Annotated in this window: 18 protein-coding genes; 7 read left to right on the forward strand and 11 right to left on the reverse strand. The window is 38.3% G+C overall.

The window, feature by feature from the left end:
* Positions 1-258 precede the first annotated feature (258 nt).
* Together C9I86_RS12560 and C9I86_RS12565 are read left to right on the forward strand one after the other, a co-directional pair.
* Complete coding sequence (locus C9I86_RS12560; RefSeq protein WP_107276515.1) at positions 259-1617, forward strand: anti-phage deoxyguanosine triphosphatase; 1359 nt, start codon at positions 259-261, stop codon at positions 1615-1617.
* A 232-nt stretch (positions 1618-1849) separates the two neighbouring features.
* Positions 1850-2890, forward strand: a complete 1041-nt coding sequence (locus C9I86_RS12565) for a hypothetical protein (protein ID WP_107276516.1) — start codon at positions 1850-1852, stop codon at positions 2888-2890.
* A gap of 165 nt (positions 2891-3055) precedes the next feature.
* Here the strand turns inward: C9I86_RS12565 and C9I86_RS12570 are convergent, their stop codons facing one another.
* Positions 3056-4924, reverse strand: a complete 1869-nt coding sequence (locus tag C9I86_RS12570; protein WP_107276517.1) for an ABC transporter ATP-binding protein — start codon at positions 4922-4924, stop codon at positions 3056-3058.
* Positions 4925-5270: 346 nt separating this feature from the next.
* On the opposite strand from C9I86_RS12570, the gene C9I86_RS12575 reads away from it, so the two are divergent.
* Positions 5271-5891 carry a cold shock and DUF1294 domain-containing protein gene (locus C9I86_RS12575; RefSeq protein ID WP_107276518.1) on the forward strand — a complete coding sequence of 207 codons (621 nt, stop codon included), beginning with the start codon at positions 5271-5273 and terminating at the stop codon, positions 5889-5891.
* A 109-nt stretch (positions 5892-6000) separates the two neighbouring features.
* Here the strand turns inward: C9I86_RS12575 and C9I86_RS12580 are convergent, their stop codons facing one another.
* Positions 6001-6333, reverse strand: a complete 333-nt coding sequence (locus tag C9I86_RS12580) for an SMR family transporter (protein ID WP_199190789.1) — start codon at positions 6331-6333, stop codon at positions 6001-6003.
* Between the two features lie 534 nt (positions 6334-6867).
* On the opposite strand from C9I86_RS12580, the gene C9I86_RS12585 reads away from it, so the two are divergent.
* Positions 6868-7332, forward strand: a complete 465-nt coding sequence (locus C9I86_RS12585) for a septal ring lytic transglycosylase RlpA family protein (protein WP_199190788.1) — start codon at positions 6868-6870, stop codon at positions 7330-7332.
* Between the two features lie 152 nt (positions 7333-7484).
* On the opposite strand, the gene C9I86_RS12590 is transcribed toward C9I86_RS12585, so the two are convergent.
* Positions 7485-8255: a DUF2076 family protein gene (locus tag C9I86_RS12590; RefSeq protein WP_107276521.1), complete on the reverse strand. Its 771-nt coding sequence runs from the start codon at positions 8253-8255 to the stop codon at positions 7485-7487.
* Positions 8256-8658: 403 nt separating this feature from the next.
* Positions 8659-9378 (reverse strand): HAD family phosphatase, encoded by a 720-nt coding sequence (locus tag C9I86_RS12595; RefSeq protein WP_235865788.1) that lies wholly within the window; start codon positions 9376-9378, stop codon positions 8659-8661.
* 251 nt (positions 9379-9629) lie between these two features.
* Here C9I86_RS12595 and C9I86_RS12600 point away from each other — a divergent pair, with 251 nt between their 5' ends.
* Entirely contained in the window at positions 9630-9968 is a 339-nt protein-coding gene (locus C9I86_RS12600) for a hypothetical protein (protein ID WP_107276522.1), read from the forward strand.
* 61 nt (positions 9969-10029) lie between these two features.
* Here C9I86_RS12600 and C9I86_RS12605 read toward each other — a convergent pair whose 3' ends face one another.
* A complete protein-coding gene (locus C9I86_RS12605; protein ID WP_080156209.1) occupies positions 10030-10353 on the reverse strand; it encodes a hypothetical protein in 324 nt (107 codons plus the stop codon).
* A 230-nt stretch (positions 10354-10583) separates the two neighbouring features.
* On the opposite strand from C9I86_RS12605, the gene C9I86_RS12610 reads away from it, so the two are divergent.
* The gene (locus C9I86_RS12610) at positions 10584-12323 is read left to right on the forward strand and encodes an amidohydrolase (protein ID WP_080156567.1); all 1740 of its coding nucleotides are present in this window, start codon (positions 10584-10586) and stop codon (positions 12321-12323) included.
* Positions 12324-12449: 126 nt separating this feature from the next.
* On the opposite strand, the gene C9I86_RS12615 is transcribed toward C9I86_RS12610, so the two are convergent.
* Positions 12450-12956, reverse strand: a complete 507-nt coding sequence (locus C9I86_RS12615; protein ID WP_080156208.1) for a hypothetical protein — start codon at positions 12954-12956, stop codon at positions 12450-12452.
* 187 nt (positions 12957-13143) lie between these two features.
* Positions 13144-14529, reverse strand: a complete 1386-nt coding sequence (locus tag C9I86_RS12620) for an aspartate ammonia-lyase (RefSeq protein WP_107276523.1) — start codon at positions 14527-14529, stop codon at positions 13144-13146.
* A 314-nt stretch (positions 14530-14843) separates the two neighbouring features.
* Between C9I86_RS12620 and C9I86_RS12625 the strand changes: the two genes are divergently transcribed.
* Entirely contained in the window at positions 14844-15143 is a 300-nt protein-coding gene (locus tag C9I86_RS12625) for a PepSY domain-containing protein (RefSeq protein ID WP_235865786.1), read from the forward strand.
* A 133-nt stretch (positions 15144-15276) separates the two neighbouring features.
* On the opposite strand, the gene C9I86_RS12630 is transcribed toward C9I86_RS12625, so the two are convergent.
* The 4 genes from C9I86_RS12630 to C9I86_RS12645 form a co-directional block, all read right to left on the reverse strand.
* On the reverse strand, positions 15277-15432 hold the full coding sequence (locus C9I86_RS12630) for a hypothetical protein (protein WP_235865784.1): 156 nt from the start codon (positions 15430-15432) through the stop codon (positions 15277-15279).
* Positions 15433-15823: 391 nt separating this feature from the next.
* Positions 15824-17080, reverse strand: a complete 1257-nt coding sequence (locus tag C9I86_RS12635; protein ID WP_107276524.1) for a hypothetical protein — start codon at positions 17078-17080, stop codon at positions 15824-15826.
* A 131-nt stretch (positions 17081-17211) separates the two neighbouring features.
* Positions 17212-17808, reverse strand: coding sequence for a DUF1415 domain-containing protein (locus C9I86_RS12640; RefSeq protein WP_107276525.1), 597 nt, complete (start codon positions 17806-17808; stop codon positions 17212-17214).
* Positions 17809-17916: 108 nt separating this feature from the next.
* Positions 17917-19929 (reverse strand): exoribonuclease II, encoded by a 2013-nt coding sequence (locus tag C9I86_RS12645; RefSeq protein WP_107276526.1) that lies wholly within the window; start codon positions 19927-19929, stop codon positions 17917-17919.
* Positions 19930-20065 lie beyond the last annotated feature (136 nt).

Genomic DNA, 20065 nt, shown 5'->3' on the forward strand with positions numbered 1-20065 from the left:
TAGTTCTTTTACTCATTCACATACTGTTAATGTATATTTGCCCTATTAATTCTAATCTTAATTGTATTTCCTTGTGTTGATGATTGGATGATTCTAGTGCTCTGTTTTTTTCAGTATGCTCATCTGCTGTGAGAAGGGGAAAGGTATTAGGCTCACATTGTGTCGTAGTTTAAAGTTTACTAGATACTTGATTTACAAGAGTTCATATTAAACTAAACTAACCTGTCAATATGATACACGATGAATAGGAAGTTCTGAATGAATAGGTTAACACAAAGAAGATTAGAGCAATGTTCGAGGCCTAATGATACTCGCAGTGAATATGAAAGAGATGAATCAAGACTGATACACTCGGCTGCTTTTCGCCGATTGCAGTCTAAAACACAGGTATTGGGTTTAGGCGAAAATGATTTTTATAGAACACGTTTAACACACTCTATGGAAGTCGCTCAGATTGGACGCGGGATTGTTCAATTTCTTGACAAAAATGGTGATGTGGGTTTAAAGGAACACCTGCCAGAATCTGCTTTAATTACTAGCATATGCCTAGCTCATGATATCGGCCACCCCCCATTTGGTCACGGTGGAGAAGTGGCGTTAAATTACTGTATGAGAGCTTATGGCGGCTTTGAAGGAAATGGTCAAACATTAAGAATTCTTGGAAAACTAGATAAATATACTGAGCATCACGGCTTGAATCCTACTCGGAGAATGTTATTGGGCATTCTTAAATATCCGGTTACATACAAGGAACTGGTTAATGAAGACTCCTATAAGTTTGAAAAGGATGAACACCTACCATATTGGCTCTTCAAAGCTAACACTCAGAAACCGCCAAAATGTTATCACGATATAGACTCAGATATATTTGAATTCATATCTGATGGCTTTTCTCTAGAGGATATTGAGAAATTTACCAAGACTAAAGTTGATCACAAAAAGCCACACAAACTAACGTTGTACAAGTCACTAGATTGCTCAATTATGAACTTAGCTGACAACATCTCATATAGCCTTCATGACTTAGAAGATGCTCTTTCTTTAGGCATGATTACCAAAACTTCTTGGGAAGAACATTTTCAAGGTAAAGAGTCCTTGTTCAATGACGTGGCAAATGATAACGAATCCCTTCGATATAAGAGCATTTTGACAAATCTATTTGGAGCTAGTCATAAGCGTAAGGAAGCAATTGGCGCTTTGGTTAACCTAATGATTAATAGTACTAAGTTTGTGGACAATGGTTCAGGATGTGAGGACCCACTTTTACGCTTCAATATAAAGTTGACTGAACAGGTGGAGGAAGTAAGAGATTGTATATTTAATTTGGTTGTAGAAAAAGTAATTCAAGATGAGAACGTTCAGCAATTAGAATTTAAAGGGCAGAAACTAGTTATTGAATTATTTCAAACTCTAGCCAAAGATCCAGAAAGATTTCTTCCAAAGGCAACTCTGGCTAGATGGAAACAAGCTGGTGAAGGTCTTGATGGAGATAAGAAAGTAGCAGCTCAAATGCGTGTGATTTGTGATTTTGTTTCAGGAATGACGGATGATTATGCAACTAAGTTTTACGAGAAATTATTTAGTCCAAGAAAAGGCTCTATCTTTGATAGACTCTAATCGCTTCTTAGCTATGGAGTAACCATCATAGAGCCAGCTAAGTATACGCTGGCTCAGCTCTGTCCACATATGAGCTAGCTTCCATGACTAGCTCATATGCCTTAGATCAAATCTGCTAGATTCTGATTTTATAATATTGAATGTTATGGCATATAAAAGATAGGAGGCAAGACATACCCCTTTTTAATCTTTATAATTAATAGCCACTTAGAAGATATGGGATTGTATGACTATGACTGATGAAGTGAAAGAACTAAGAAAGTGTATTGATTCATCGATCGTATCAGAACGGAATCATATTTTTAAGTACACTTCACCTTTGATTAAACCAAATTCTTCCGATGCTAAAGCTGTATATCATGAGTATGACAGAGCTACAAGCGATGCCCGTTATCATAACCATAACGTTAGAAACATTCCGTATGGCAACATTCATGTAAAAGAAATGAATGTGCCAACCTTTCATACCTTCCTTTTGAACAAGCTAAGATGTCATTTTAATCAGAAACGAAAAGACTATATCTCATCAAGGATTGCAGACCGTTTCAAAAGCTATGACGAAGATGGTGATTGGGAGTTTTTAATCGCTGATTTTGAGTTTGAAGGGGAGACTGATCACGATGTATTCAAAGCATGGCTTATGTTCGAACATCTATTTGACATCAGTGATCAAATAGTCAATATGATAGAATCAAAAAACCTGATTGGCATTGAAAAGCACTTGGAATTGATCGATCAAAATTTTGGCTTTTTAATGGGAGATACAAAGTTATTTTTCCAGTTAAAAATGGATGAGAACGAACTGTATAGCTGGCTTTTGACGCAGATTGATTCATTCAAGCATCAAGTTGAAGAGAGAGATCTGTGGCGAAGTTTGAAAGATGGGCCAGAAAAACATTTTCAACGAGTATTTGAATCATATTTGCGTCGAACCTGTGAATTGTATGATGTTGATATATCACCAGAAACAAGTACTGGTGGTGGTATTGTTGATTTTAAATTTTCCCAAGGTAACGGATCTAAAATCTGTGTCGAACTTAAGCTGTCACAAAACCCAAATGCCTTGAGTGGTCTTACGCACCAACTTACTCAATACAAATGTGGCGAAAAAACAGATAAAGGAATTTACGTAGTGCTCAATTCTGGGTGTCCAAGTAGTTCATACTATGAACTTGTTAAATATATAGAAGAAGCCAAAAGTTCAGGGGTAAGTATAGATCATATTATTTTGATTAATGCCACGGGGAAATTGAGTGCTAGTAAACTTAAGTAGACCATAACATTACCCTTATTTTTCCTAATACTTACCAGCCTAAATAGAGCAGAGTACCTAACAAGCTTTTGTCCATAAGTAAGTTAGCTAATCAGCTAACCCACCATAAAGCACATAACAAAAAAAAGCCGCTAAAAAAGCGGCTTCGTTATAGTGGCACTACAGCTATATATTCCGATTCAAATCATCAGCGCTGTCAGAAACATCCTGCTCGCCAATAAAGCCACCCGTCTGATGCGCCCATAATTGTGCATAAATGCCATTTTGCTGTAATAACTCAGCATGGGAGCCTTGCTCAATGATTTGGCCTTTATCAAGGATAATCAAACGATCCATCGCGGCAATGGTCGATAAACGGTGGGCAATGGCTATGACGGTTTTACCTTGCATCAATTTATTAAGACTGTCTTGAATTGCGGCTTCAACTTCAGAATCTAATGCTGATGTGGCTTCATCTAGAATCAATATTGGAGCGTTTTTAAGTAAGACCCGTGAAATAGCAATTCGCTGACGTTGTCCTCCTGAAAGTTTAACGCCACGTTCACCCACTTGAGCATCATAGCCGACATTACCAAAAGAATCGGTGAGCGTTTCAATAAACTCATGGGCATGTGCTTGATGTGTTGCCGCTAATAAACGTTTTTCACCAGCATCAGGGGCGCCATAGAGTATGTTTTCACGAATAGAGCGATGCAGCAATGAGGTGTCTTGGGTAACCATACCAATGTTACAACGTAACGAGTTTTGAGTAACAGAGGTAATGTCTTTGCCATCAATGCGTATTTGTCCGCCTTCAACATCATGGAAGCGCAATAATAGGTTAACTAAGGTTGATTTACCTGCGCCAGAACGCCCGACTAAACCCACTTTTTCACCGGGTTTAATATTGAGGTTAAGATGGCTGATCACGCCTTTATTTTCGCCATAATGGAAGCTAACATCATCAAATTCAATACCACCTTGAGTGACATCTAATGGTTTAGCATCAGGGGCATCTTCAATCGCAATTGGTTTTGATAAAGTTTTCATGCCATCCACAACCGTACCTATGTTTTCAAATAATGCGCCCACTTCCCACATGATCCACATCGACATACCATTGATGCGTAATGCAAGGCTGATAGCTATTGCGATGGCACCCACTTGAATTGCACTGTGCATCCATAAATAAATCGAGATCGCAGAAATGGCAAACAGCAGGGTATAGTTAGTTAATTGAACACAGAAGTTAAACCCTGTTACTAACCGCATTTGTTGATGAACCGTGCTTAAAAAGCCTTTCATGCCTTTTTCGGCATATTCGGTTTCACGTTGATCGTGAGAGAATAATTTAACTGTGGAAATATTGGTGTAGCTGTCCACAATTGAGCCCGTCATGGTTGAACGTGCGTCTGCTTGTTCTGCTGCAATGTGTTTAAGTTTAGGTACAAAATAAAGTTGAATACACACATAAGCGGCTAACCAAAATAACATTGGTAGCATTAATAGCCAGTCAGCTTGGGCTAGAATGACTAACGATGACGTAAAATATACCGAGACATAGACAAATACGTCAGCGGTTTTCATTACTGTTTCACGCACCGCAAGTGAGGTTTGCATAACCTTGGTCGCGATACGACCAGCAAAATCATCTTGATAGAACGACACACTTTGCTTGAGCAAGTAACGGTGTGCTAACCATCGAATTGACATCGGATAGTTGCCCAATAATGATTGATGGGTAATTAACGATGAAATTAATACCAGTGTTGGCATTAAGACCAAAATAACCAACCCTAACCAAAACAGACTCGTACCATTTTGAGCCAGAAAAGTATGTGGATCACTTTCTGTTAGCCAATCAACCAGTTTTCCCATGAAACCGAATAACACAACTTCGAGAATAGCAACAGTTGCACTAAGGATTGCCATTATAATCAATGGCTTTTCAAAGCCTCGGCTATAGTAACGACAAAAAGCAATAATACCTTGTGGTGGTTGCTCAGGGTCTTGTTTGGGAAATGCTTCCGTGAAATTTTCAAAGCGTTTAAACATGGTTCACCTAATTTGATGAAAGGCGCAATAAGCAAATTAACGAGATGTATAGATGAATATTAAGCCGTGGTTACGACAATTATTTTAATAACAATAATGGAAGAGGGTGTGTTGCTATTGTATGCATTACTTTAATTGCACTCAACAATTGTGATATTTTTAATGATGAAAGTATTAACTTGATAGCAAAAAAAGGTTTACGGCAGTGTAATGTCGTTATAGCCATTATTAAACAAAGTATTCATTGATAATTGTTATAATAAAGCATCAGTAATTCATGGTGTTATCTATTATTCATCGTTAATTAATCTTCGTTCTGTTTACAGTGTAAAACAATAGGTAAAACATGAAATATAAAGGCACGGTTGTGCAATGGAATCATCAAAAAGGCTTTGGCTTTATTCAACCTCAAGCGGGGGGTGAAAATGTGTTTTTTCATATTAGCGCATTAGTGGATCGCCAAAGCCGCCCTAGAGTGAATGAAAGTGTGCATTATCAATTGGGTAGGGATAATAAAGGTAAGCAAGCTGCACAAGCTGTTGAATTTGTTAAGCCTCATTCTGGGTTAGATAAATATACGGCTCCAATGAGTAAGGCCCAAGGATTCAGTGTGTTGTTCCTTGGATTGGTTAGCCTGTGTGTATGGTTATTTCAGTGCCCGTATTGGGTATTAATTGGTTATGTCTGTTTAAGTATTGTGACTTTTGCTGTGTATGCCCATGATAAACGAGCAGCACGCAAAGAGGCATGGCGAACCAAAGAAGCGAGCTTGCATTTATTAGCATTAGCTGGTGGTTGGCCTGGTGCGTTATGGGCGCAGAAAATCCTGCGGCATAAATCACAAAAACAACCGTTTAAAGCTATTTTATGGCTAACAATTTTTATTAATATCAGTGTTTTTATTATTGTATTTACGCCACTAGGGCAGCACTGGCTACATAATTTTATTGCTTCTATTGGGTATTAATTACCGCGGTGTTGGTGGTTGCTGTATTGGTGTTAAAAACAGAGGAGAAGTTAAGGCTTCTCCTGTTTAGCTTTAAATGAAAACAACGATAAAGGTTTAATTGAGAGGGTTAATGCGAAACAGTTTTTGATAAAAGGTTAACCACTAATACACCCGCAATAATTAATCCAATACCAATAATAGCGGGTAAGTCTAAGCGTTGACCATAAGCAAAATAGCTAATGGTTGCGACCAGAACAATGCCTGAACCACTCCAGATTGCATATACAATTCCCACTGGCATGGTTTTTACGGTGACAGATAATAAGAAAAACGCAATCGCGTAACCTGTAATAATAATCACACTGGGTACCAGTTTCGTAAATTGCTCTGCTTTGGGTATAAACGAAGTGGCAATGACTTCAAAAATGATGGCAATTGATAATGCGACCAATGGTGGCATTGACGTTAATAACTTAAACATAAAATATATCTGTATTGATTGAAAACGGGCATTTTAAAGGGCTTTGTGGTGCGCGACTAGGGTAAAGTTACGTAATTTATATTTACCTTGTTTCAATAATGCACAGAGTTATGCAATGCATTTTGCACGGTTACATATAAATTATATTTGCATAAAGGATATTAATACTATGACAATGGCGGTAATGGATATTATTAGTGGCTATTTTATTTATATCACTAAAAAATAGACGTTGGCATGCAGCTTGCTCTGTATATATTGTCATTGCTTATTTTTACAATGGATGTAGAAATAAAAGATGGTGCGAGAACAGTATGTTTTATTATTTCCTTTTTGTAACCGACATTATCAATAATGTCGGTTTTTTTTATTTAAAAATCGTAAATTTTAATTCGTTCCATTTTTACGTACATTTGGTGATAGAATTTAGTAAGCACTGGCTGTTTTATATTGATGTATAACTAAACAGCTGAATCATAATGTTCGGTGGAGGTCATTAGTATGAATAGGTCTATGATACGAAATTGGGGTTTAAGTTCGGTTCTTTTGATTATAGTGTCTGGGTGTGCAACATCAGATATACCTGATAAAACAGCAAAAGTTGAACCACAACGACCAGTGTTGATCGTAAAACCTGTTGAGTATAAGAAAGAGGTTACACAAATATCAGCACCAACATCTTCATCAAAGGTGATTTATGGCAAAGCGTCTTTTTATGCCAATATGTTTCAAGGGCGAAAGACAGCGAATGGACAAATTTTTGATCAAGGTAAGCTTACCGCTGCCCACCGCACATTGCCTTTTGGTACAAGAGTAAAAGTAACCAACACCAGTAATCATAAAAGTGTGATTGTTACTATTAATGATCGTGGGCCTTTTATTCGTGGGCGTATGATTGATTTATCAAGTTCTGCATTTAAAGCCATTGGTAATCCTCGCACTGGCGTATTAAACGTTACGATGGAAATTTTAAAATAAACGCAATATTTTTTGTAAGCTGGTGTCAGGATACTGAGGTAATGCTTACAGCAGAAGGGTGGTGAAATAAGCATGGAGAGAGATTGAGAGCTGGCTTATATAATAAACAAAGAGCGCATAAGCGCTCTTTATTGTAGGTCAGGACAAAGCGATTAGAAATCGTCGTCGTCGCCACCAAAATCACCGCCAAAGCCGCCGTCGGTATCACCAAAACCGCTATTGTTAGCAAAGGTGTCGTCGTTGCCAAAACCACTGTCGTCACCGAAACCTGAGTTACCAAAGCCGTTATCATCACCGCCGAAGCCTGAATCACCAAAGCCGCCATTGTTATCGCCAAAGCCTGCATCACCAAAACCACCGGTGTAGTCAGAAGCGAAGCTGTTTGAGTCATCATTTAAGAAGCTTTCATTATCAGCTTGTGGATCAGTCGTTGCGTCAGCTGCTGTATCCGTCTGTGCTGTGTCTGTTGCCGCGTCTGCTGCTGGCGCTGGATCTGCCGCAGCTGTTTCAGCTGGTTTATCATCAAACAGCATATTGCTGATCACACTACCTGCAACCATACCCGCCGCGACACCCGCTGCTGTTTGCATGAAACCACCAAAAGCACTTGGTTGGCGAACAGGGGGTTGTGGAGGCTGTGGAGGCGCTTGACGAGAACCACCAAACATACGGCTCATGGTGCCACGGTTTGATTCTTCTTTATAATATTCAGCGTTTTTCTCTAGGTAATCGTTCTTTTCTTTTAATTGCTTTAATGCCATTTCTTGCACAAGAACCGCTTGTGTTAGTTTGTAGATAGCATCAGGCTGTGCGCCAATTTCAGTGTTAATAAATTGCTCTGCTTCTGCATCTTTCTTGCTTTCAGGGCTTTTTTGAAGCTTAGCAGCAACGCTTTGAATAAGTTCTTTTTCTTGTGGAGTCATTATAATTACCTTCTCAATACCCTGTCAGTGGTAGGGTGTACCGTTGCTTGGTTGATGGTCGTTTCGCTAACATCAGCCTTGCTAAATAAGATTATTCACAAATTATAGTATTCCCATACCGATGTTGAATAGGTGATGAATACACCATCATAATTTGTAAATCGAAATAGAATGCGCGAATACTGTATTACGTTCGCTGTACTACATCTATAGTTTGCTACAAGAAATTTAATTTAGTTTGTTACTATCTGTAAATGGGTACTGATAAATGTATTATCAAGCATAATGATACTATTTATTGTTTGATGAGCAATCGGCTCTCATTATTGTGCGTTTTTTATAGTGATCGTGTTGCTTATTTTGAGAAGGTGGGCGCTAATATAACGAAAGGGGAAGAACGCCGTTAACGAAGAATATTGTTGTCGTGACGCCAATCCATGATCGTCCATTCTTGCATCTGAGCATGCATGGCTAATATTGGATCAGGATTAACAGCAAAAGGCTTATTTACCAAGCTAAGTAATGGTAAATCATTGATTGAATCACTGTAACCATAACTGCCTTTGTAGCTGTGTTTTTGTTGTTGTAACCATAACTTTAAACGTTCAACTTTTCCTTCTTTAAAACTTAATATTCCGGTTGTTTTTCCAGTATATACCCCTTGATTTTGTTCTATTTCAATTGCAATAACATTATCAATACCAAGGGCGGTTGCTATTGGTTTTACCAGATGCTCGCCTGTCGCAGAAATAATCAAAATATGATCTCCTCGTTTGCGATGCCATGCGATACGATCAAGTGCTTGTGGATATATTGCTGGTATAATAATGTCTTGAATAAAGTCATCAACCAGTTGTTTTATCTCGTTAGGACTTTTCCCTTTTAGTGGTTCAAGTGTCGTGGTCATGTAACTGTTCATATCTAGCGTGCCTTTAGCATAGGCGATCATCATGGTGGCTTCATGTGTGAGTAATGTAACAGGCGCTAGCCCTTTCTCAACAAGGAAATGGCTCCATAGGCGGGCTGAGTCTGCTGCAATAAGGGTTTCATCTAAGTCAAAAATAGCAAGGTAAGATGGCATCGTTATGTTGTTATTGGTTATCGTCTGAGTGGTAAATGACAAGTGTAATTCCTTCTTTCTTTGTTGTTATATTTATAGTTAGTGTGTAATTAGCCATCAGAGTAGGAAATAACGATGACACTTTTATGATGTTCCGATGTTGTTTTTACTACATTTGATTACGTAACTTGTTCGTGGCGAGCATTTTCTGAGTACTACAGGGTTATGCAATATAAAAATGATCTTATGTTATTTTTGTAGTGGTGGGTGTAATTTATCGTTAACGATAGATGTCTCTTCAATAGGAAATGGCGATGAGTAATACTGTAGTGATTATTACAACGAGTTGTATTAATGATCTAGATCTTGCCTCTGAATTGGCACAACAGCAGGTTGTTGTTACTGATATTGAGCAAATACAGATTCAATTAGCGGATAATACCACCGTGGTGTTTCAAAAAGACGCTGCTTTACAACATTATATGAACACGCTTTTAGGAACAAATTTAAAGCGTGTATTTAGAAATAATACCCATCAACTTAATCACTTAACTGAAAAGTCAGTCAATATAGATGGCACGCTACTATTATTAAAAGCTGACGGTGATTGGCTACGAATACAATCTGATAATGGCACCTTAGCACAGTTGTAATGGCCTAAGGCGGGGTGGCCAATCTAAATCAATACGATAGATTGGCCATTAACAGATATAATTAGCGGATTACTTCGCAAACACGTTTATTATTGGTGTAGTAATAACGGTGGTGGCTATCAGGTGTATTATCGCTAAATTCTTTATCGATAACATAAGGCGTGCCTTTGGCAAAAAGCCAGATAAATTGCTCAATAGCTTCGTCGAATTGGTCTTCGGTAGCATTTAAGGCGGGCACTGAAAATTTAAATTGCGTTAGCTTTGTTTTATCGACGATAGAACAACGCTCAAAATCTTTAAACCCCAGTTGCTTAAGATTCGGATGCGGCATACCACCGGGCACCATATGTGAGGGTACTGTCAGTACAGCTTGAGCAAGATTCATCGTATATTCTTCCTTATAATACTAATCTATCTATAAATAACTTTAACTGAGTTTGTCACTTGTCTCTAGTTTTAAATATAAATAATCATATTCAATATAGTACAGGCATTTTTAATATAAGACGGGAATAATTAACTGTAAACAATGTTTTAAAATCAATTAATTATTCGTTTTTTTGAATGAGATAGTATATCTTTAAGACACGTTAGATTTAAGGATAAATCATGTTTATGAAACAGACTAAAATAGCCTCGTCTTTATTATTTTTATCTTCAGTTATTTCTTACTCGGCATTTGCGGCCCCATCAACAACACCTGAGACAACCATTTTTTATGGCGGTCCAATTATTACGATGGAAAAGGCAAAACCAACAGCAGAAGCTGTGGTAACGAGTCAATATGGCAAAATTGTTTACGTTGGTTCTGAGAAAGATGCACTAAAACAATATCCAGATTCTAAAAAGATAGATTTGAATGACAAAGTGCTAATGCCTGGCTTTATTGAACAGCATTTACACCCATTTTTAGGTGCATTGACATTAAACATGCCCGTTATTGCGCCAGAAGAGTGGCAGTTACCTAATAAAACATGGCCAGCAGTAACCAATCATGAGGATTATATTGCTGCGCTAACGGCTCAAGAAAAAGCATTAAAAGATCCTAATGAAACATTATGGACATGGGGTTTTAATAACTATTTCCATGGCGAATTATCACGTCAAGAGTTGGATAAGATCTCAAGCACCCGTCCGATTGGTGTATGGCATCGCTCTGCGCATGAGTTTTATGTCAATTCAGCTTTTATTGAAAAATATAAGTTAAACCAAGCGGATGTAGATAAGTTAGGAAAAGAAGTCGCGGATCAAGTTCATTTAGAAAAAGGACATTTCTTAGAAGGTGGCGCATTAATTTATTTATTACCACGCATTGCAACAGATCTTGCCAATAAAGAACGTTTTACTGTTGGATTAAAGCAAATGGTAACCATGTTACACCAAAAAGGTGTGACGGCTTATAATGAGCCTGGTGCTTTTATTCCTGATTATATGATTGACACTTATCTTGATGTGTTAGGCAGTGAATCAACACCTATGTATTCGTTTTTTACACCTGAGAGTAAAACACCTTATTTCACAAAAGGAAAAGAGGGTGTATTAAAAGAAGTGGAGCGTATTACAACGACACTACCAGAAACGGGTAAAGTTCGTTATTTTGATAAACAAGTTAAATTGTTATTTGATGGTGCGATCATTTCACAATTAATGAAAATGAAAGACGGCTATCAAGATGGACATCATGGTGAATGGATTCAAACACCAGAAGATGTGGAAGCGATTACCAAGATCTTCTGGGAAAATGATTACCAAGTATTAGTACATGTAAATGGTGATCTTGGGGTTGAGAAGCTTATTGGTATTTTAGAAAAGCGCCAAGCAGAATATCCACGTAAAGATCACCGTTTTACCATTATTCATTTTGCTAACTCAACCGATGCACAAATTAAGAAGCTAAAATCCCTTGGCGCAATTATTAGCGTAAATCCTTATTACGTGACAGGTTTTAGTGAAAAATTTGGTGAGGTTGGTTTAGGTAAAGAACGTGCTCATGCGATGGTACGTTTAGCCACCATTGAGAAAGAGAACATATCAGTCTCTCTTCATTCAGATGCTCCAATGGCACCGTCTGATCCATTACTATTAGCGTGGAGCGCTGCCACACGTATTACCAACTCAGGGAACGTCGTGCGTCCTGATTTAGCTTTATCTCGTGATGCAGCATTGCGTGGTATTACGATTGAAGCGGCTTACTCTTGGGGACAAGAACAGAACTTGGGTAGTATCAAAACAGGTAAGATTGCAAACTTTACCATTTTAGAACAAGACCCTTATAAAGTTGAGTTGAAAAAGCTAAAAGATATTCCTATTTATGGTACTGTTTTTGAAGGGAAATTATTTCCAATTGATAAATAACCATTAATGAAGATCTTGAAAGAAGAGCTTTAATTTATAGTACTTAATAAAAAGTACAGTTATAAATAAAAGCGATAAAAAAACCGCCTTCAAAGAGGCGGTTTTTTATGATTTATGGTTAGAGAATTAATCTTTAACCCATTGATCATTTACTTTCTTCATTGATACGGTTTCATTAATCGTATCAACGGTTTGTCCTGCTTTGAAATCACCGTATTTAGCACTAAATGCAACAACCATTACTTCTGCTGCTAGATTATTTTTTAATGTATGCAGTGCTGATGTCATATCATCTTTTGTCGTATCAGCAGTAGTATCGGTCGTATTTGCTGCTGGTGCTTGTGGTTTAGCAGCAAGTGCTTTCATTGAGCTCTTAAATTCGTCTAAGCTCTTATTTGCAACTAAGTCGTAGCTTACTTCTGCTTTGTAGTCTGTTTTAGTATCAAGCAATACTTTAGTAATCTTGAGGTTTTTTACTTCAAAAGGCGTTGTTTTTGCAGTAATACCTAGATTAGGCTGCTCGTACTGGCTTGTTTGAACAACATTAGTAATTGTGGACTCGTCAACTTTATCACTACAACCTGCTAAAAATAGTGTTGACGCGATAGCTGCGGCTAAAACAAATTTTTTCATTAATAATGCTCTTTGTTTGTCAGAGATACCCAGCACAAGGTGTTGAACTGGCGTCTATTTATATTATACGTTACATCCAGTTTTACACATGGACAAGTAGCGGCAATGATTAATTGCTTAAGACTAACATTCATTATACTAACATTTCAAAACTGAACAATGTTTTATATTTCTAATTAAAAGGAACTTATTTCGCAATACCACCTTCGGTAAGCTTTTTAGGATCTAACAATGATTCAAGTTCAGTGCGGCTTAAATCTGTTTCTTGTTCTGCGACATCAATAATAGGACGTTGTTCTTTATAGGCTTTTTTGGCAATGGCTGCCGCTTTTAAATAACCAATAACAGGATTTAAAGCTGTGATAAGAATCGGATTTTTACTCAGCGCTTGTTTGAGATGTTCATTCCGGACGGTAAACGTAGCAATGGCTTTATCTGCTAATTGCACCGCAGTTGTGGCTAATAAAGTAATACTTTGCAATAAATTATAGGTAATAACTGGCAGCATTACATTGAGTTGGAAATTGCCAGATTGACCTGCAACGGTAATTGTTGCGTCATTACCGATGACTTGTGCTGCCACCATTGCCGCAGCTTCAGGGATCACTGGGTTTACTTTTCCCGGCATAATCGATGAACCGGGTTGTAATGGCTCTAACTCAATTTCACCTAGGCCAGCAAGAGGGCCTGAATTCATCCAACGTAGGTCATTAGATATTTTCATGATTGCCACAGCGAGGGTTTTTAACTGCCCCGACAAAGCAACTACAGCATCTTGGCTACTCATGCTATAAAAGAAATTGCTGCTGGTTGTAAAAGGCACGGCGGTTGCAATTGCAATGTTTTTTGTAAATATGGCTGCAAAATGCGGATGGGTGTTGATACCTGTACCAACAGCTGTCCCTCCTTGCGCAAGTGCAGAAACGGTGTCTAATGCTTGTTCTATACCATTACGCGCATGTTCAATTTGGCTTTGCCATCCACCTAATTCTTGTCCTAGTGTAATCGGCATTGCATCCATTAAATGGGTACGACCTGTTTTCACACAATGACTAAATTGCTGACTTTTTTGTGCTAGTACTTGTTCTAAATGCTTTAATGCGGGTAATAGTTGCTGGTGGCAGGTGATAGCGGCACTGACTTGAATGGCTGTTGGAATGGCATCGTTACTGCTTTGACCACGGTTAACATCATCATTAGGGCTGACTGTTATGCCTAATTGTTGTGAGGCTAGTGTTGCAATCACCTCGTTAACATTCATATTAGAGCTGGTACCCGATCCGGTTTGGAATACATCAATGGGAAATTGATCCGAGTGAGCCCCATCAATAATTAGCTGGCAACTGTCAATAATGGCATGGGCTGTTTTATCATCAATTAATTGTAGTTCAAGGTTGGTACGTGCTGCTGCCTGCTTTACATAGGCGAGTGCCTGAATAAAAGCATCTGGCATGGTTAAATCGCTGATAGAGAAATTATTGATAGCACGTTGTGTTTGAGCTTGGTATAACGCGTCTTGCGGGACTTCAACGTCACCCATACTATCAGTTTCGATACGATGTAATTCTGACATAATGTTATCCTTTAAATTGATGATGCTCCAAAACGGTAATGGATGTGGTTCTGACACTATCGTTACTTATTACCATGAGACGATAAGTTATTATAGGCCACTGTTTGGTCGAATTTTTATTGATATCATAGTTTGCGAATACACAGCTATTGTTTTTATTATTAGGCGCTTTTTATAATAGTTTCACTAAGGTAAATAACAGTAACAGATAAGTCATTTTATAATTATTGGTGCAATTCTTGCTTCTTACATAAGAGAGATAATATTGAGAAGGTTAATGTTAACTTTAGCAAGTGTGCTATTAAGGGGGACAAGTGATCAGAAGTGTTAAGGTGTTATTTATTAGTAGTAGCATGTGTTGCTTATTACAAAGTTATATTACTCATGCTGATCCTGTAGATACCAGCGCGGCTAATATGCTAAGTGTGCCGAGTGCCATGAAGCAACTTGAATCTGACGGTTATTATGATTTTAGAATGATCAAGATCGAACGAAAGCATAATGAAATTGCAGTGAAAGCGCGTAACAAAATAGGTGAATCGGTTGAACTAGAGATGGATTTATATACTGGTGTGATTTTGCATGAGAAAAGACATGGAGTAGAAACACCATAGCAATCGTCTATTTCTGTGTTGCAGAATACTGATGATTTGCGGCTTCAATATCAAAGCAAAGTGAGTTTTTTATGTGTCATAAAGTATGCAATGGATAAGTAATGGTGATGGTCCTTACTTATCCATTGATATGCTATTCGTCATCGTTAAATATTCGGCCTTCTAGGGAGTATGGATCGTTCTCATCGTATAAATTATGATGACCTCGAACACGCTTGAGTGTCTTTTCAAGGGCTTTTGCTTGCTCAAAATGACCTTCTTGGTAGGCAATAGATATTTTCTGTTCCATATCTTCGATTCTATCTTGGTTGTTCATTTTAATCCTCCCATTGAGTGACGGTTCAATACTGCCTCTTATTATTTTATACCAAAATGTAAAACAATGAATTGATGCAAATAAGTAGGTGTTTATTGTACTGTTTTTATCGAGTGGTTTATGTTTTCGCTCATATTATTTAGATTAGTGGCTACGCGGTGTCTTGTTAACTAAATGATGCGTTTATGTGTGAACATTGTGCTATAAATAACGGTGAATGTAGTTGTTAGCATGAGTATGGCCGCTGAAAACGCTAACATTACTTTTATTCTTGCGCTTTCCTCTTAGCTAATTTTACGCCAATACTCGTAAATTCTTAGTAAGCCCGATTTCTATCGGGCTTTTTATTATGTGATCTTTATCGTTAACATAATGTGTCATCATTATTTTCTGCGATGTAGATTTGCTGCTTTTTCTTCTTTTGGCGTGCTATGCGTAATACCTCAATGGCTTGTTGTAATACTACTGCGGCTGTTTGCTCGGTATTCGCACTACACATCCCTACGCTAACACTGACTTTGATGGCTTTTTTTCGTGGTTTTTTTACTTTTGTTGCTGTTTGTTGTGGCTGAGGTTCAATTATTATGGGCGCTATCGTGTGTTTTTCTGAGCCAATAGCGTGTTGCAGTTGTTCTATTATGGCCTGACAGTCGGTTATTTTTTTATGCTCAAAAATCACAATAAATTGCTGTGCGACAAAATAGAGATGTGGCGATAGTTGAGTTTGCTCCGTTAAGATGGCGGCAATAGAAGCTTGTATATCACTTATCGCTTGTGGATGATGTTTATCAATGATGGCGGTTGGGTTATCAATATCTAGTACTGCAATCGTACAATCATGGTGTAATAGGGGGAGCGCTTGTGCAAGGGCGCGATGATCTGCTAATTGAGTGAGTGGATCGCGAAAACTTTGTTGGTAGTGACTATAACCAAGATCAATTAACAGAAATACAGCGCATAGAATAAAAGCACTGCTTGATATAAATGGATAATGAAAAAAAATAAAAGTGGTGGTCGCTAATAAGCTACATACAAAAATATGACGATCAATGCGACGATGATATTTAACGGCTAATGCTCCTGTGCTACAACACACAGCAAGGTTAAAAAGAATTAAAATTAACGGCAGTGATGAAATATTGTGATAGGTAAAAAGGTGGATCTGTTGCCAGTTTTCAAAATCAGTATGATAAAAATAGCTGATAGTTGCACCAATACTGCATTGAATCATCACCAATAACAATAATGCCGCAGTACCCCAAGACAGTAATTTAGGTAGGGTAATAAAGCGCAGCAATAAAAGATTAATGGGTAATAGTGTCGCTAACAAACAAAAAATTAACTTAGTGTCGGTATTTGCTAATGACGTTTGTAGCCAATATAAAATAACGCAGTAAGCAACCAACATAACGATAGCAATAAACCCACTTTGCGCTTGAGGTTGTTTGTTACTGAGAATAATAACCGCACCCAGTAGTATAAAAGGAAGATTAACCCACAGTTGTGAGTAGCTCACTACAAAAGGGGTGAATAAAGGGTAACAAATAACCATGAGTGCAGTGATAAGCAAGGGCAGTATAAAGCGTAAATTGGGTGAGTGTAGACGAAACAATGACAGCATTTAACAATGAGCCCTAAGCAGAAGATGTAATGGGCTATTAAGATAACAAATAAATAGCGACAATAATTGAATATTGTCGCTATTTTATGACTTCGACGTTTAAGGTTATAACGTTAAGAAAAAGCGATCTATTATTTGATTAAATAAGGAAATAACTGACGCATTTGTTCTGGCGTTAAATTTTCAACGCATTCAATATTACGATCAGGGATTGCTTCTGGATTAGGGTAGTGCTTGATCACTTTAGCCATGCTTTCTTCACGGATAAGGTGAAATACTGGGTAGGGTGAGCGGTTGGTGAGGTTTTCTGCATCATCAGGTTCTGCACCATAGAAGCAGTAATCAGGGTGGAAGCTGGCAATTTGATAGGTGCCGCTTTTTCCTAATTGAACCACTAAGCCTTCAACAAGATCAAGAAATTGATTGTAGTCATCAAATTCTTCAAATAAGTAGGGGGCGACCACTAGAATTGTTTCTAGTGTTTCGGGTGGTGTTTCATCTAATTCTTTGAACTGCATATAAATTGTTTCAAGCAGATCATTTTCGTTATCGTCTTCACTCACAAAGATCTTAATTTGTTTATTGCGATTAGGCTTTGCGGCAAAAGGGCATAAATTAAGGCCGATGACGACATCTTCAAGCCATTGTTTTACTTGCTGTTCGATAAGTTGGCATTGGTCTGGCGCGTTGTTTTTTTTGTTATCGCTTGCTGGAGTATGATTTGACATTGAGAGCTGACTTCTATGAATTATTTATATTGGAATAATAGTGTGTAAGATGTAAAAAAGGCCAGCATTCACTGGCCTTTTGTTTTGTTATAAAGCCGATTTACATCGTTATGCTTTTTGTGGTGCGTCTGTTGCTTGTTCCGGTACTGATGTTACTTCTGGTGCTGGGTACTGTTGTACAGGTTTTGCTACTAATTGACGTGTTGCTGCGCGAACTTCCGCTAGTTTCACCTCAAAAGTATCACCTAGTTGGTATTCTTTAACACCATCAATGCTGATAATGCCAAGCTCACCGCTACATACAATACGCTCTTTATTATCAACAATTAGCGAACCTGGAATAAAGGCTGCGGCACCATTCTCAAGTAGGCGTACACGCATACCTGCGCGGTTAATATCAAAGATTTCAGCCTTAAAGACGGTTTCGTTCTTCACTGCATCTTTAAGTAAACGCACGTATAGCCAATCAGACACGTCACGTTCCGCCATGCGATGGTGACGACGGTGATTAGCAATCTCATCACCTACATTATCATCAGGCTTTTGTGTTGGCTCATTACCTGTGATTAATGCTTTTAGTAAACGGTGATTGATCATATCGCCGTATTTACGAATAGGTGATGTCCATGTAGCGTAAACATCCAGACCCATTGCATAGTGAGGCGCAGGTGTATTAGCCACTTCACTGTAAGCTTGGAATTTACGTAGGCGGTTATCAAGATAGGTGCTATCTAGCGTGTTTAACCAACGACGTAATGCACTAAAGCCTTCTAAAGTAACTATTTCATCTTTAGTAAACGGTGCTTCTGCATTGGTGATGAACTCCATTGCAGCATCAAGTTTTTCTTGATTGAAGCCGCTATGAACGTTAAACACACCCGTTGCAAATTTCTCTTGTAAAGCACGACCCGCACAAATGTTGGCGGTGATCATTGCTTCTTCGATCATGCGGTTAGCAATACGGCGTAAGTCGGTGTGAATAGCGACAACATCGTTATCTTCACTTAACTCAAAGCGGTAATCGGGACGATCTGGGAATACCACGGCATTTGCCATACGCCAATCAGAACGTAACGTTGCAAAACCTTGTAGAGCAACGATTTGTTGTTCGATAACAGCGCTTGGTGTCCAGTCATCACAATGGCCATTTTCAAGGAAATCAGACACATTGTTGTAAGATAAACGACCTTGAGATTTGATCCATGCACCAAAGAAAGTGATGTCATTCTGAATAACACCCGTATTATCGATAGAAACACGGCAGCATAGAACTGGGCGTTTTTCATTTTCGATAAGTGAGCATAACTCATCACTTAGCTCACGTGGCAGCATTGGAATATTGCGGCCTGGAAGATAAATAGTGAATCCACGTTCACGCGCTTCATCATCCATCTTATCGCCAACGGCAATGTAAGAGGTAGGATCAGCAATCGCAATGGTGATTTCATAGCTACCGTCATCTTTAGCGACAGTATATAAGGCATCATCCATGTCTTTGGTTGATTCACCATCAATAGTAATGAAAGGCAAATCAGTTAAGTCTTGGCGCTCGATACCTTCATCAAGCATGGTCCAGCTATCTTGTGGTGCTGGCTCTGCATTAGGTAACTGGTGGCGAGCAAGTGTCACCCACCAAGGTGCAATTTTGTCATTACTGTCAGTGATTTTTTGAGTGACATCACAGAAGAATGGTTGATTACTACCAGCAAGAGGGTGGCGAGTTAGTTCAGCAACAACCCAATCACCTTCTTTTAAGGTTTCGGGATTAATACCTTTTGCGGCACGTGCTCTAATCGCTTCTTTTAACTGTGGGTGATCTGGAATGATATGTAGGCGATTACGAATCAGTTTTACACGGCCAATGAAGCGTGTAATAGATTGTTCAACAAGCTCTTGTGGCTCAGCAACTTCGCGCTCTTTTTCGGTACGAAGAACGGCGATAACACGGTCACCGTGCATAACGTTTTTCATGTATACCGGTGGAATGAAGATGCTTTCTTTGTTATCAGTTTCTAGAAAGCCAAAGCCACGATCGGTCGCTTTGATGTAACCTTCCTTCTTAGGAAGTGTTTCTTGTATTTGCTTTTTTAGCTGTGCTAACAGCGGGTTATCTTGAAACATTATGTCTGGTCTCAGATTATCGACATAGACACTATACGTTTTTGGTCATCTAAAACCAAGATTTGACTGTTTTAATTTTCATCTTACATCATGATTTATCTTACAATCAATGAGTTACGTTTCATATTTTGCAGTT

Origin of the sequence: Photobacterium sp. NCIMB 13483 (assembly GCF_003025475.1) — a bacterium.
Classification (GTDB): domain Bacteria; phylum Pseudomonadota; class Gammaproteobacteria; order Enterobacterales; family Vibrionaceae; genus Photobacterium; species Photobacterium piscicola.

Coding starts and splice junctions, on each gene's coding strand:
- C9I86_RS12560 (WP_107276515.1), top strand. CDS start 259: ATGAATAGGTTAACACAAAGAAGATTAGAGCAATGTTCGAGGCCTAAT.
- C9I86_RS12565 (WP_107276516.1), top strand. CDS start 1,850: ATGACTGATGAAGTGAAAGAACTAAGAAAGTGTATTGATTCATCGATC.
- C9I86_RS12570 (WP_107276517.1), bottom strand. CDS start 4,924: ATGTTTAAACGCTTTGAAAATTTCACGGAAGCATTTCCCAAACAAGAC.
- C9I86_RS12575 (WP_107276518.1), top strand. CDS start 5,271: ATGAAATATAAAGGCACGGTTGTGCAATGGAATCATCAAAAAGGCTTT.
- C9I86_RS12580 (WP_199190789.1), bottom strand. CDS start 6,333: ATGCCACCATTGGTCGCATTATCAATTGCCATCATTTTTGAAGTCATT.
- C9I86_RS12585 (WP_199190788.1), top strand. CDS start 6,868: ATGATACGAAATTGGGGTTTAAGTTCGGTTCTTTTGATTATAGTGTCT.
- C9I86_RS12590 (WP_107276521.1), bottom strand. CDS start 8,255: ATGACTCCACAAGAAAAAGAACTTATTCAAAGCGTTGCTGCTAAGCTT.
- C9I86_RS12600 (WP_107276522.1), top strand. CDS start 9,630: ATGAGTAATACTGTAGTGATTATTACAACGAGTTGTATTAATGATCTA.
- C9I86_RS12605 (WP_080156209.1), bottom strand. CDS start 10,353: ATGAATCTTGCTCAAGCTGTACTGACAGTACCCTCACATATGGTGCCC.
- C9I86_RS12610 (WP_080156567.1), top strand. CDS start 10,584: ATGAAACAGACTAAAATAGCCTCGTCTTTATTATTTTTATCTTCAGTT.
- C9I86_RS12615 (WP_080156208.1), bottom strand. CDS start 12,956: ATGAAAAAATTTGTTTTAGCCGCAGCTATCGCGTCAACACTATTTTTA.
- C9I86_RS12620 (WP_107276523.1), bottom strand. CDS start 14,529: ATGTCAGAATTACATCGTATCGAAACTGATAGTATGGGTGACGTTGAA.
- C9I86_RS12630 (WP_235865784.1), bottom strand. CDS start 15,432: ATGGAACAGAAAATATCTATTGCCTACCAAGAAGGTCATTTTGAGCAA.
- C9I86_RS12635 (WP_107276524.1), bottom strand. CDS start 17,080: ATGCTGTCATTGTTTCGTCTACACTCACCCAATTTACGCTTTATACTG.
- C9I86_RS12640 (WP_107276525.1), bottom strand. CDS start 17,808: ATGTCAAATCATACTCCAGCAAGCGATAACAAAAAAAACAACGCGCCA.
- C9I86_RS12645 (WP_107276526.1), bottom strand. CDS start 19,929: ATGTTTCAAGATAACCCGCTGTTAGCACAGCTAAAAAAGCAAATACAA.